12 protein-coding genes are annotated in these 12,963 nt (G+C 44.5%); 3 read left to right on the top strand and 9 right to left on the bottom strand.

Features of this window, described 5'->3' with window-relative positions; genetic code table 11:
• Nucleotides 1-36 precede the first annotated feature (36 nt).
• The 9 genes from ACS8FB_RS08855 to ACS8FB_RS08815 all read right to left on the bottom strand — a co-directional run bounded on the left by ACS8FB_RS08855 (nt 37) and on the right by ACS8FB_RS08815 (nt 9,642).
• Entirely contained in the window at nt 37-240 is a 204-nt protein-coding gene (locus ACS8FB_RS08855; protein WP_439262244.1) for a hypothetical protein, read from the bottom strand.
• Between the two features lie 18 nt (nt 241-258).
• Nucleotides 259-1,002: a type 1 glutamine amidotransferase gene (locus ACS8FB_RS08850; protein ID WP_439262242.1), complete on the bottom strand. Its 744-nt coding sequence runs from the start codon at nt 1,000-1,002 to the stop codon at nt 259-261.
• A 96-nt stretch (nt 1,003-1,098) separates the two neighbouring features.
• On the bottom strand, nt 1,099-1,980 hold the full coding sequence (locus ACS8FB_RS08845; protein WP_439262241.1) for an N-acetylmuramoyl-L-alanine amidase: 882 nt from the start codon (nt 1,978-1,980) through the stop codon (nt 1,099-1,101).
• Between the two features lie 128 nt (nt 1,981-2,108).
• Nucleotides 2,109-3,467, bottom strand: coding sequence for an APC family permease (locus ACS8FB_RS08840; protein ID WP_439262239.1), 1,359 nt, complete (start codon nt 3,465-3,467; stop codon nt 2,109-2,111).
• A 192-nt stretch (nt 3,468-3,659) separates the two neighbouring features.
• Nucleotides 3,660-4,415 (bottom strand): MOSC domain-containing protein, encoded by a 756-nt coding sequence (locus ACS8FB_RS08835; protein ID WP_439262237.1) that lies wholly within the window; start codon nt 4,413-4,415, stop codon nt 3,660-3,662.
• 233 nt (nt 4,416-4,648) lie between these two features.
• Nucleotides 4,649-5,062, bottom strand: a complete 414-nt coding sequence (gene rsfS / locus ACS8FB_RS08830; protein ID WP_439262236.1) for a ribosome silencing factor — start codon at nt 5,060-5,062, stop codon at nt 4,649-4,651.
• A 131-nt stretch (nt 5,063-5,193) separates the two neighbouring features.
• Nucleotides 5,194-6,039 (bottom strand): nicotinate-nicotinamide nucleotide adenylyltransferase, encoded by an 846-nt coding sequence (locus tag ACS8FB_RS08825; RefSeq protein ID WP_439262234.1) that lies wholly within the window; start codon nt 6,037-6,039, stop codon nt 5,194-5,196.
• A 131-nt stretch (nt 6,040-6,170) separates the two neighbouring features.
• Nucleotides 6,171-8,315 (bottom strand): phosphate acetyltransferase, encoded by a 2,145-nt coding sequence (gene pta, locus ACS8FB_RS08820; RefSeq protein WP_439262232.1) that lies wholly within the window; start codon nt 8,313-8,315, stop codon nt 6,171-6,173.
• Nucleotides 8,316-8,409: 94 nt separating this feature from the next.
• On the bottom strand, nt 8,410-9,642 hold the full coding sequence (locus ACS8FB_RS08815; protein WP_439262231.1) for an acetate/propionate family kinase: 1,233 nt from the start codon (nt 9,640-9,642) through the stop codon (nt 8,410-8,412).
• Between the two features lie 458 nt (nt 9,643-10,100).
• Here ACS8FB_RS08815 and lptM point away from each other — a divergent pair, with 458 nt between their 5' ends.
• The 3 genes from lptM to dapF all read left to right on the top strand — a co-directional run bounded on the left by lptM (nt 10,101) and on the right by dapF (nt 12,943).
• The gene (gene lptM, locus ACS8FB_RS08810; RefSeq protein ID WP_439262230.1) at nt 10,101-10,415 is read left to right on the top strand and encodes an LPS translocon maturation chaperone LptM; all 315 of its coding nucleotides are present in this window, start codon (nt 10,101-10,103) and stop codon (nt 10,413-10,415) included.
• 40 nt (nt 10,416-10,455) lie between these two features.
• Nucleotides 10,456-11,811 (top strand): diaminopimelate decarboxylase, encoded by a 1,356-nt coding sequence (gene lysA, locus ACS8FB_RS08805; RefSeq protein ID WP_439262229.1) that lies wholly within the window; start codon nt 10,456-10,458, stop codon nt 11,809-11,811.
• A 235-nt stretch (nt 11,812-12,046) separates the two neighbouring features.
• Nucleotides 12,047-12,943 carry a diaminopimelate epimerase gene (dapF, locus tag ACS8FB_RS08800; RefSeq protein WP_439262227.1) on the top strand — a complete coding sequence of 299 codons (897 nt, stop codon included), beginning with the start codon at nt 12,047-12,049 and terminating at the stop codon, nt 12,941-12,943.
• Nucleotides 12,944-12,963: the final 20 nt, after the last annotated feature.

Here is a 12,963-nt window from a genome sequence, read left to right as displayed (position 1 = left end):
TTTAGTTTTATTGCACACAAGCGCATTTTTACTTAACTACTTATCCTTTGAATTCTCCGAACCTTCTCTCTGAGCCTCAGCAATCAACTCATGAATCTTTGCACTCTCTTTTAGCACACAAGCATCATACGCAGATAGCGATTCAGACTCTTGTCCTTTTTCTAACTCCTGCTCTTGTTTGGCTTTTTCTTCCAGATATTTCTGAAGCTCATCTTGTTCGTTGTGTTGTGAGTCATTCATAGCTATTCTCCTTACTATTTATTTTTCAGCTATCCGATTTAGCATCGCCGATAGCCTTGCGTTATTCTCTTCGATATATTTATTACCTAGCGCAATTATCTCAGCGGGTGATTGCACCGTTTCTGGATATTCTTTCAGCCCGCTTTGAATGGCGTTATTGCCATTTACGACCATCTTGGCAAGGCTCTCTTTGGTCACTTCAAAGTGACATTGCCAAGCCAGTACCCAAGTGTCTAATTCTACGTGCAATGGTGTTTGATAGACAAAACCTTGATTCGCCCAAGCGTCCGTTTCCGCAATGATGCTCGCACCTGTTGGACAGTCAAAGCCCTCACCGTGCCAGTGAAACACGGTAAAGTCTTGTTTGGGTAAATCTTGTAAGAAAGGATGCGCCTGACCTGCGGGCGTCAGTCGCATCGGCAACCAACCGATTTCTTTTACCCCAGATGACTGGACGTTAGCGCCCAAACAATGGGCAATAAGCTGCGCCCCTAAGCAAATACCGATGACCGTTTTGCCAGCATCAATCGTTTGCTTTATCAGGCGTTTCTCTTTGATGAGCCAAGGGTGTTTTTCCTCATCATGGACGCTCATCGGCCCGCCCATTACGATAAGCCAATCAAAGCTATCGGGCATGGACAGAGCGTCATCATCGTAAGAACGATTGACATTAATAATATGACCGTGATTGTTTGCCCACTGCTTGATGAAGCTTAAGTCTTCATAATCAGTATGAAATAGCGTGTGAATACGTAGCGTCATAAGATACCTCATTAGCAAGCATTGATTAGGAAATATCAATTAAAGCATATCGTTTTAGCAAGGTTTAAAAACCAGGGTTTGTTCTATAACTCAATCTTAATAAAAGTCATCACGACCAGCATATTTCTTATTGAGTGCGCGTAGTATCGCGTAAGTCTCTAAATCTAGCTCGCCCGTTGGACGCTGCGGTCTGAAATGCAATTGAAACGCATAAACCATATCACGACTGGCTTTATCCCATTCATCGCTATTATTAATTTGATAACCGTAATCGCGAAATTCTTGCTTAATTTCATGTATCGTAGCCGTTGCAAACTCGTTTTGATTCATAATAAATTGCTTATCAAATTCATCATACCAAGCGCCAATACCGTACTCTTTATACAGTCGCTCCCAAGGGAACTTGGCACCGGGGTCGATTTTGCGTGACGGCGCTATATCAGAGTGACCAACGATGTTTTTTGGTGAGATGTCATAGCGCGTGGCAATGTTTTGCACCAGCTTAGCGACCTTTTTAATCTGTAATTCATCAAATGCGACGTAATGCTCGTAAGGACGATAGTCGAGATTGTCATTTTTTAGCGCGTCTCGATATTCGGGCTTGATGCCGCTATTGACGATTTCGATACCGATAGAAGTGTCATTCAAGATGGTGCGTCCAGCAAAGCCGCTATCACCGGCATGCCATGCGCGCTCAGACTCTGGCACTAAGTTATAAATCTTATCATCGCCCTGATTTAAAATCAGATAGTGCGCGCTCACATTTCCAGTGGTTAAGGTTTTTATTGAGCGCTCATTATTTGAGACCGTATAGTGCAGAACGATGGTTTTGATACGCTCGCTTTTGCCCGTGGCTTGATAGGTTTCGCTATCGATAATATAGCGTGGTTCTGAGGTGGCGACGCAGCCAATGAGTGGCAATGTCATGAACGATGTTAATACTGATGCGAGTGTTAAAGAGGTGATGTTTTTTGCCATGAAATGCTCTGTATTGAAGGGAATACTATTAAATAAATAGGAAAAAATTATAACAGTCGTACGTTTTAACCTTTATATCTGTTTAATTTTAAACTGCCTATATTATTACTCATAACGGCCACTACTTTTTACCCAAGACTGACGCTACTAATAGGAATGATCCTTTTATAGCCAATCGCACCTAAAATGATAAACACTGCCAATAATATATAAGCGTTCAACGATAATGCAGCAGGCGAGAAGGGCAGTAGCAGCAGCGATATAAAGATGAGGCTGACCAAGACTGCAAGATAATTTAATAAGCCTGCCTGATTTTTTCTGCGCTCGTTGATGAGATCTGCGGACGTCACATAAGCGAAGCCGACGGTAATCCCTAGAGACGCCATACTGACGATATCAAGTAGATAGTTTCTGCCAAGCCAAGGAGAGAACAGGCAAACCAAACATATTAATATGACGGTTTTTTTCTTACTAAAGTGATGGTTTTTATCGGTAAATATACTAGGCAATAAAGACGAGTCGCCCATAGACTCTAACAGTTTGACTGACGATAATATAAAGCCATTGATGCCGCTCAGTATGGAGCCAATCATGGCGATGGACAATAGCCAAATTCCTATACCACCGATGCGATTGTCTATTCCCTCACCAGTCGCCCAATTGCTATCTTTAATCGCTTGGTAATCAAAGTTCATATTTAAAGCGGTAAAATAGTTGATCAAAGAATAAAATAAAATACCGGCGATAAGTGAGATTAAGATAATACTTCTGGTCTTGTTTTTCGAATCACTAATGGATTTGGATATTTGCGGTGTGGTCTCAAAACCAACATACGCCCAAGGCATGACGGCGAGGATAGGTAACCACGCTAAGCTTGTGATGGAGCTGCTTTGCATATCTGTGGGCAAAAAAGGTTGCGCGGTTGGCGTCGCCCATAGTGAACCAAAAAATAGGGCAGTGACCGATACAATCATAAACAGCGCGATATACAGTTGAATCTTGGCGCCGACTTGTACGCCGCGCAAATTGATATAGCTAAATAAAATGATGGCAGCACTACATAAGAATACTTCACTGGCGTAAACTTCCCAACCAGCAATCGTGTACAAATAGCCTATTTGTAAGCTACTAGGCAATAAATACCTTAATAGCAATGCGACGGCTGATATGTTGAGCGCCACAATAGAGATATAACCTATCGCCACGCCCCAACCATAAACATACGCGTGTTTTCTACTGATGTATTTTTCGATCCAATAGATACCGCCCGATTCGTTTTCTGGCGTTTGGGTTAATAAATTAATATAGGCTTGGGCGACCATATAGATAGCTAAAGTGCCAATGATGATGGCGACAGAAGAGCCCAATAGCTGCGACTGCGGTAAAAATAAATCGCCAGGCATCACATAAGCACCCCATCCTATAATTGCTCCTACGCTAATCGCTATCGCTTGCAGGTAGCTGATGCTCTCAGTTTTTTCGCTCATACAATCCTCTTTGAGAGCCAAATATTTAATGCGCAAGCACACTCACTATGCAGTCAGTTTTACGCAAAAAAACCTTTAACTATTGTTATAACTTGTTTGAAATCACTATTATAAACGTTGATGAATTAATCAAATTTTAAGCTTTAATTAATTTAAGAGATGATATTAAAGGTTTTTTCTTAGAAAATCTGTTTAGTCCTTCCGAATCTTCTTAGCCAAAACGGTTTTCCAACTCTCCTCCAAGCATTCGATGGCTAACCAAGGTTCTATGATGTCTATTGCAAATTTTTCTTTTGAGTTCGACAGCTGCCACAGCCTCGAGAGCGTCGCAAATGGGTAAGGACGTTCGATTAAATAGACAGGTAAGTTAGCAGCAATCATACCGTCACGCACGACCTCAAAGTACCATCCAGCGATCCCTTGCTTGCTCACCCATGCAGCGATATTAGGCACTTTGGTAAATTGTCCGATTTGGTCATTAATCTTGTAGCAAGGGCGGCGCGGCTGAACGATGCGTAGCTGTACGCTATCATTAGTATCGATATCCCCGTACTGAAAAACGTCACCAATACAGACGGTAGCTTCATTCATCTCAGACAAACCATCTATGGCTGTGGTAATCAAATTTTCTCCCAATGTGCCGATGCGTACCTTTAAGTCAAATTCTGCATTAATCTTGTCATAAGTCGCGGTTGGCAGTTGATGTACTGCTTTTAGCGGGCCGCCATGATGTCGACGATCGGCTTGCTCATCAGTAGTGAGACCCATAAAGTTGACAGCGACGGGAGCTTTGACCGGTGCTTTATCGATGGCGCTCATTTGCTCGCGGGCAAATGGCATGGCTTTGCCCGCTCGTACTTCAACCAAGGTTGCAATGCGTAGAGGTAGGGTTTGATTAAAGTCAGCTTTGTTGTGTTGGGTAGAATATTCTATCGATTGTATGCTCATGAATTTTCCTAATTTATAGGGATTTATTAGGCGATTGGCTATATCATTGCTGTCATTAATGCTGGGTATTAATGATGGATATTATCTTAGCTTAATCATTTATCATTATACGGTCTTAGCATTTTAAAATTTATCAACACCTCAAAATTTAAACAAAAAAAAGACCAGATATCTATTCTGGTCTTTTTAATGGTAGTTTTCTTAATGTTTGACGATTATCGCAATTAACAATCTTATTTATTTTTATTGCGGCGACCGGCTGTTTTCTTTTCACGTGGCGTAGCTACCAGTTCAGCCAATTGATCAGGTGATGACCATAGACCTTCTAAGTCATAGAACTCACGCGCTTGCGGAGTCATCATATGCACAACGACAGAGCCCAAATCGATCAACGTCCAATCAGAGTCTGTACCGCCTTCACGGCCAAGAGGCATAAAGTCAGCTTGCTTAGCTTCAGCACCGACGCTATCTGCCATCGCACGTACATGGCGCTTAGAGGTGCCTTCAGCAATGACAATTCGCTCCATGACATCCGTCAAATCTTCGACATTGATCACGGTAATGTTCTTGGCTTTCATATCTTCTAACGTGTTTTCAACGACAGTTAAGCACTCTTTTAAGCGTTTGTCGTTCATAGTATTAATCATAAATTTTAATCTCTTGAAACGTAAATATTAAAAATAAAATAGTAAGTCGTCAGTTTGCAGCCGCCAACTGCTCATATATAGTCAGTTGTAAATAAAGGCGAGGTATGCAAAATGACAAAGATAGGATGATTTTAACGGAATTGCGCCGCAGAATATAGCCGATGGGCGATAATATATTGATAAACAGTAGGATTTATTAGCTGAGTCACAGTATTTGGTGCAGTATCTGCCTTAGCAGCACTTATTTTCAACTGTTTGCGAATCTCAGTACTCGATATGGCACTGACTTGAAGTTGGTCAATATAAATGTGTCCTTGGTCAGTGTTTTTCAAGGATGCGCGGTTGTGTACCGAGTCATTGAACGGCTGCACTAAGTCTTGCACGGTTTTGGTGGTTTGGGCTTGTAGCTGCTTAGGAAGTTCGCTATACAGAGCATCGATATTTTGCAAAGATAGCGAGCATGGGTCATCGTCTATATGAGCGACTACTCTTGGTGTTGATAAATCGGAGCTATCTGTACGGTTAAAAATCCAAAGATTTACATAATCGGTGAGCCGAAGCCCGTCTTTCCATTTATTTAAACTACGGGCGCTGTCCATACCCATAATAAATATTAAGCTGTCGTTTGGATGACGTTCACGTAGTGTCTGCACACTATCGATCGTATATACAGGCGGCGTCTGCCACAGCTCAAGCTCGCAAATTTGTAGCGGTATGTTGGTTGTCACAAGCTTTAACATCGCCAGACGATGCTTAGGGTCTGTACTCTCGTTTTTAAATGGAGAGCGCGCATTGGGTAGTAATGACACGTGCAGTTCGCGCTGTTGTCGCTCAGCGATGGGTAATAAAACCTGATAGACATACATGGCCATTTGCAAATGACCTTTATGCACAGGGTCAAACGAGCCACCAAGATAAGCGCGGATAGCGGGAGACGGTATTAAGTTATCGTCTTTATGAAGGTTGGAAACTGACATACATAGATAAAATATAATAAAACAGGTTGGCCTCATTGTAGAGGACAAGGACGCTGCTGTCATTAATAACCACAAAAGAGCCGACTATCATATAGATAGTCGGCTCTAGGTTTCTAGCAGATAATAAATGCTTAAATCAAATCACTATAAGCCTGAATGGCGGTCAAAGCGATGGTATAAACGATATCATCAACCAGTGCGCCGCGCGATAGATCGTTCACTGGTTTATTCAAGCCTTGTAGCATCGGGCCGACACTGATGACATTGGCGCTACGCTGCACCGCTTTATAAGTGGTGTTACCCGTGTTTAGATCAGGGAAAATAAACACATTGGCTTGGCCAGCAACCTTGGAGTCCGGCGCTTTTTGTTTGCCCACACTCATGACTGAAGCGGCGTCATATTGTAATGGACCATCAACTGCCAGCTCAGGTGCGCGCTCGCGAACGATCTCTGTGGCGCGTGTGACTTTTTCAACGTCAGCACCAGTACCTGAGGCGCCTGTTGAATAGCTGATCATAGCGACTTTTGGCTCAATGCCAAACGCAGCGGCAGACTGTGCTGATTGGATAGCAATTTCAGCCAACTCTTCAGCCGTTGGATCGGGGTTAATAGCGCAGTCGCCATACACGACCACTTGCTCAGGCAGTAGCATAAAGAATACTGACGATACTAACGAGTACTGCGGGGCGGTCTTAATCAGCTGAAATGCAGGGCGTACAGTATTGGCTGTGGTATGAATTGCCCCTGACACCAGACCATCGACCTCATCCATTTGTAGCATGATAGTGCCTAGATAAACCGTATCTTGCAGATATTCAGCCGCCATCTCTTCTGTCGTTTTACCTTTACGGCGCTCAACGACTGCCGCGATATATTTATTCATATCAAGCGTATCAGGGTCAATGATCTCAAGCCCTTCTGGCAAGATTAAATCGCGGTTTTTGGCGACTTGCTCGACATCTTCGCGCTTAGCGAGCAGCACACAGTTAGCAATACCGCGGCTTTGACAGATACAGGCAGCTTCTACCGTGCGTGGTTCAGAGCCTTCTGGCAACACCACACGCTTTTTGGCATTTTGTGCTTTTACGACGACTTGATGACGAAAAGCGGCTGGCGATAAGCGCGGTTTGTGATCGCCGCTGAACTGCTCTTTGATCCAGCTTAAGTCTAAATGCGCCGCCACATAACGGGTAACATCTAGCGCGCGCTCGGTATCATCACTTGGAATCTCAGCGCTCATGTGCATAAGGTTTTGCACGGTCTCATAGCTATCAGTCTCGACACTCATGACAGGAATGCCAGTTTTGATCGCAGATTGCCATAGCTCAGTGACAGTCTCATTTGGCATCACGCCGCCTGTCAGTACTAAACCTGCCAATGGAACGCCATTAATACAAGCTAAGGCTGCGGCCAATAATAAATCATCACGATCGCCTGGTACGACAATCAAAGTACCACGATTAAAGACCTCATCGATACGTGCAATCGAGCGAGCTGTTAAACTGATATGATTGATTCGGCGCGTTTTAGCTTCGCCGACGTTTAACCAAGTGGCATCAAGCTCGGCAGCGATATCCCAAGTACATGGGACGGATAACGAATCACTAAAAGGTACGACACCGATTAAACGAAATTGCTCAGTATCAAAGTGCGGTGACAAACGCTGCACTTCTTGAATGAAGCTTTTATCAAGCTCAAAGACAGCTTCACCAGGCGCAACTGGCTGATTCTCAAAGGTATTGGGTACATCGACGCGCATCAAGATGCAGCCTAAGGTACGCTCGCTTGCGATACCACCAAATTCACGCGCATGCATATCGAGCTTATCAGCAAGATGAGCGGGGTTCTGGGTATCAGCCGTACTGACAAAAATAATTTTGGCATCAAGTGCATGAGCGATAGCGCGGTTAATTTGCGCAGCATAAGAAGCTTCAGTCGTCGAAACCAAGCCCTCGCAGATGATTACATCTTGATCACCTTCGATGGTGTGATAATTGATGACCACTTCTTCCATCAAGTCATCAAGGTTGCCATCCCCAATCATACGCTCAACGCGCTGACGATTGATGGACTTGGGCGGCGTGAGACCAAACGCGTGCATGGTCAATGCGCTTGAGCTGTCCAAGCTGTTTTGTTTGTCGAGCGTATCATCTTGCAAAAACGGCTTCATAAAGCCCGCTTTGATACCGTTATAATCTAATGCGCGAATCAGGCCTAATGCCGCTGACGTCACACCGATACCGCGACTGATAGGAACAAGTAATATGGTTTGCATAGCATATCCTACTGTTTATTTATTATATCCTTGAGGAATTTTATATCGAGGAAGTCATAAAAAGGTCTTACTTCTCATAGAAGCAATCCGCTTTTTAAGCGAGTCCTAGCGCTTGGCGGGTCTCTTGCGCAATACGGCACTCTTCATCGGTTGGCACAACCCATAGCTCAATACTGCTATCGTCGCTGTGGAAGCTGCCTTCGCTACCGCCGACTAGGCTGGCATTTTTGTCCGCATCAAACTTAATACCGAAATGACGCATGACATCTAAGATGCGCGCACGAGTCGTCTTTGAATTCTCTCCAATACCACCAGTGAAGACGATACCGGTAAAGTCAGGGAGCGCACAGCTTAGGCTGGCAAGATATTTGCCAACGCGATAACAGAACATCTCGATGGCGAGCTGTGCATCTTTATGACCTTCATTGGCCGCTTCTTCGATGGTACGCAGATCATTAGATAAACCTGAGATACCGAGCAGACCGCTTTCGTTGTTGAGCATCTTGTCGATCTCTTCTAAGCTCAATCCAAGCTGACGTTTTAGATGCATATGTAAGCTTGGATCGACATCCCCGCTACGCGTACCCATCATCAGACCCTCAAGCGGTGTGAGTCCCATACTGGTATCTAAGCTCTTGCCATCATAGACGGCGGTCGCCGAGCAACCATTGCCTAAGTGCGCGGTTAACCAACCATGAGGGCCTTTGGCATCTGTGATTTGGCTTGCTCGTTCTGAGACGTAGGCGTGCGAAGTACCGTGAAAGCCATAACGGCGAATCTTATGATCTGCATACAGTGATTTTGGCAGCGGATAAAGAAAAGCAACTGGCGGCATGGTCTGATGAAAAGCAGTATCAAAGACGACGACTTGTGGAATTTCAGGATAGATAGCTTGCACAGCTTCGATGCCAAGCGCATTGGCAGGATTATGTAGCGGCGCTAATACTTTTAGGCGTTTTACTTCTGATAGCACATGCTCGTTTACGCGAACGGCCTCTGAGTACTCGCGGCCGCCATGAACCACGCGATGACCGACTGCGACAAAATGGTACTGCTCGAGTAGCTCGAGGATTTTTTGCAAGGCCAGCTCATGTCGTCCACCTGCAATAGCAATTTCTAGTTTTCTACCATCTAAAGTATTGTGTTTAATGCGGGCAGTATCGAGACCTAGATTTTCAGCGAGACCAGTAATACGGGTTGACTCATCTTCGCTGATTAAAGCGTATTTGATAGAGGATGAACCACAATTAAGTACCAAAGTTGGATTGGTCAGGGTTGCTGTCGTCTCTTGATCACTGAGAGTTGAATTAACGGCGCTGTCGCTCATGCTCTATCCTTAGAATGTGTTTTATAAGAGGAGGTTGCTATACCTCGTCAACTATAAGGTTAAAGTTTGGCGCTCGTCAAGGCATCATAACAACTGTTCACCGAACATGGCTCTCCATCCGCAGTGGCTATAGCAAGCGTTATAAAGGCAAGTTTGCTTATTATCAAAATTGTAAGGAAGTTTGTCCGTCCGATTCTAAACATCTTTTTTGATAATTTCACAAACCTTTAAGACAAGGTATACCTAATGGCATAAGTTAAAAGTAGGCAAATAGAGAGAATCGCTATAAGACTGGTTTTTAGAGTAATGTGGTCAAAAAACCAGTAAAATTATCCGTTAATAAAACTCAAGACAAGCATAGCTTTAGTGAATAATGCTATGATTGGCTCGTGCTAAATTTCAACGCCCTTTTATAATACTTCTTATAGCGTCTCCACTGTTGCAAGGTTATCTATCATATGTTTACTATACGCCGCTCTTTAGATACTAGAGGCACCCAAAATTTATCTGCCAACTCTGGTCGTTATGCTATCTGGACATTGACGATTGGTAGTGCCGTTATGCTCGGACTGTCGGGTTGCGGACAAAAAGGGGCACTTTACTTAGCAGAGCCTAGTAGTCAGACGGTAGCTGCCTCAGATCAACTAGCTAGTACCAGTCATCCACAAGATGCCGCTTTTGCTACTCTCGATGATGACAACTATGACAAGAGCCGGTATTTAGAGCAACAGCAGACACTGCCTAGCGCCAGTGACGATCCTAACGACTATTAACTTTAATAATTGATAACCTGATTAGATTTGAGAACCCGATATGAGTGAGACGAAATTGCAAGCTGACGGTGTAACCATCCATACTGAGCAAGGAATGTATGTCGATCCGGCAGCCTTAACCAACCATTTACCCGAACTGCACTATAACCAAGGTGAGCTATGGATGGAGCAGGTAAGTATTCATGAGTTGGTAGAACGCTACGATACGCCATGCTATGTATATTCGCAGCAGGCAATACTCGATGTGTACCAAGCCTATAGCGACAGCTTTGCAGCGATTGACCATCAGATTTGCTATGCAGTGAAAGCAAACTCAAACCTTGCGGTGTTGGGTGTGCTTGCAACAGCAGGTGCAGGGTTCGATATTGTCTCGCGCGGTGAGCTTATGCGCGTATTGGCAGCCGGTGGGCAGGCCAGTAAAGTCGTGTTTTCAGGCGTCGGTAAAACCAAAAGCGATATCGAATATGCGCTAACTCAAGGTATTGGCTGCTTTAACGTTGAGTCTATTAGTGAGTTGACATTAATTAATGAGGTAGCGCAGCAACTTGATAAACGGGCACCGATATCGCTACGGGTTAATCCCGATGTCGATGCCAAGACCCATCCTTATATTTCAACCGGTCTAAAAGACAATAAGTTTGGTATTGCCCATGAAGAGGCCGTCGCTGTCTATGAAGAGGCCGCTGCTTTATCGCATATTGATATTGTTGGTATTGACTGTCATATTGGCTCACAATTAACGGAAGTTGAACCCTTTATTGCTGCATTGGATAAAGTCATTGAGCTGGTCCATAGCTTGCGTGAAAAAGGTATTGAGCTGCGTCATATTGATTTGGGCGGTGGTCTCGGCGTGCGTTATATTGATGAGTCGCCAGTCTCTATTCATGACTTTGCGCAAGCACTCCTACCGAAACTGACTGAGCTTGGCTTACCAGTGTTTTTTGAGCCAGGCCGTAGCATGGTCGCCAATGCCGGTATTTTGCTGACCCGTGTCGATGTACTAAAGCCAACAGCGCATAAAAACTTTGCCATCGTTGATGCTGCGATGAATGATTTGATTCGTCCTGCATTATATCAAGCTGAAATGGCCGTGATTCCCAACGTATTGCCTAGTAAAGGTATCGAGACAGATGGCACTCAGCCGTGGGACATCGTCGGGGCGATTTGTGAGACTGGGGATTTCTTAGCAAAAGACCGTCTATTATCACTCGCAACAGGTGACATTTTAGCGATTACTGGTGCAGGAGCGTATGGCTTTACCATGAGTAGCAACTATAACTCACGCCCGCGTGCAAGTGAAGTCATGGTTGCAGGAAGTCGTCATCAGCTAGTTCGCAAACGTGAAACTGTTGAAGCATTATATGCAGATGAGATACTTTGGCAAAACGCAAAGTAGAGTGCATTATAGATAGAGTAACTGCCACTCTTGCCGATGTAATAACGACCCATTGTTATCATGACAATGGGTTTTTTATGGCGGTGATTATGGTCGCTATGAGTTTCATTATGATAAGCACAGTTATTTATTATTTTAATGGATTCATACAGTCTCTAACGCGCTGATAGTTATCATTGTGGCAGACACCATGCTAATATAACGGACACATAAAAATACAATAGGACACAAGGATATGCTAATAGAATTTACCAAAATGCATGGTCTGGGCAATGATTTTATGGTCATTGATTTGGTGACCCAGCGCTTAGATTTGACCAGAGAGTTGGTGCAATTATTGGGTGATCGTCATCTAGGTATTGGCTTTGATCAATTACTCGTCGTCGAACCACCGATGCGCCCAGATGTTGATTTTAGTTATCGTATTTTTAATACCGATGGCACAGAGGTTGAGCAGTGCGGTAATGGAGCGCGCTGTTTTGCCCGTTTTGTGCAAGCGCGTAAACTGTCATTTAAACAGCGCTTACGTGTCGAGACCGCAGGCGGTATCATTGCCTTGACGACGGATCGCTATGGTTGGGTGGAAGTCGATATGGGCAAACCCAAGTTTGAGCCAGATGAGATACCATTTACGCCCAGAGCGACGACCAAAATTCAAAACGCCTATCATTTAGACGTCAATGGTACACCTATGCAGCTCTATGTTGCCAATATGGGTAACCCGCATGCTGTCATCAAAGTCGATGATGTACTAGACGCTGATGTTGAAACCTTAGGTAAGGCCATTGAGTCACACCCAGCATTCCCAGAGCGCGTCAATGTAGGCTTTATGCAGATCATGAATCAGCGTCATATCCGTCTGCGTGTCTATGAGCGCGGCGTCGGTGAGACCCAAGCATGCGGGACAGGTGCTTGTGCGGCAGTAGCCGTCGGCGTACGCGAGGGCTGGCTTGATGAAGGCGAAGAAATACGGGCGCAGCTATATGGCGGTAGTATGATCATTCAGTGGCAGCCAGGCTACTCAGTGATGATGACCGGTCCAACGGCCTTTGTGTATGAGGGTGTATTTAGCCCAGACGGCTTGATGGCACAAGCAGGAATCAAACCCAACCCAGTCAACTCATCAAACTGAGTCAACTACTTGGTATTTGA

The organism is Psychrobacter sp. 1U1, assembly GCF_051847535.1.
GTDB classification, from domain to species: domain Bacteria; phylum Pseudomonadota; class Gammaproteobacteria; order Pseudomonadales; family Moraxellaceae; genus Psychrobacter; species Psychrobacter saeujeotis.
The sequence above is the reverse complement of the archived record's forward strand: the minus strand, read 5'-3'. Positions and strand labels throughout refer to the sequence as shown.

Excerpts from the sequence above, each read along its gene's own strand:
- dapF (WP_439262227.1), top strand. The coding sequence starts at position 12,047 with ATGCTAATAGAATTTACCAAAATGCATGGTCTGGGCAATGATTTTATG.
- ACS8FB_RS08850 (WP_439262242.1), bottom strand. The coding sequence starts at position 1,002 with ATGACGCTACGTATTCACACGCTATTTCATACTGATTATGAAGACTTA.
- rsfS (WP_439262236.1), bottom strand. The coding sequence starts at position 5,062 with ATGATTAATACTATGAACGACAAACGCTTAAAAGAGTGCTTAACTGTC.
- ACS8FB_RS08825 (WP_439262234.1), bottom strand. The coding sequence starts at position 6,039 with ATGTCAGTTTCCAACCTTCATAAAGACGATAACTTAATACCGTCTCCC.
- lysA (WP_439262229.1), top strand. The coding sequence starts at position 10,456 with ATGAGTGAGACGAAATTGCAAGCTGACGGTGTAACCATCCATACTGAG.
- ACS8FB_RS08855 (WP_439262244.1), bottom strand. The coding sequence starts at position 240 with ATGAATGACTCACAACACAACGAACAAGATGAGCTTCAGAAATATCTG.
- ACS8FB_RS08815 (WP_439262231.1), bottom strand. The coding sequence starts at position 9,642 with ATGAGCGACAGCGCCGTTAATTCAACTCTCAGTGATCAAGAGACGACA.
- ACS8FB_RS08835 (WP_439262237.1), bottom strand. The coding sequence starts at position 4,415 with ATGAGCATACAATCGATAGAATATTCTACCCAACACAACAAAGCTGAC.
- ACS8FB_RS08845 (WP_439262241.1), bottom strand. The coding sequence starts at position 1,980 with ATGGCAAAAAACATCACCTCTTTAACACTCGCATCAGTATTAACATCG.
- pta (WP_439262232.1), bottom strand. The coding sequence starts at position 8,315 with ATGCAAACCATATTACTTGTTCCTATCAGTCGCGGTATCGGTGTGACG.
- ACS8FB_RS08840 (WP_439262239.1), bottom strand. The coding sequence starts at position 3,467 with ATGAGCGAAAAAACTGAGAGCATCAGCTACCTGCAAGCGATAGCGATT.
- lptM (WP_439262230.1), top strand. The coding sequence starts at position 10,101 with ATGTTTACTATACGCCGCTCTTTAGATACTAGAGGCACCCAAAATTTA.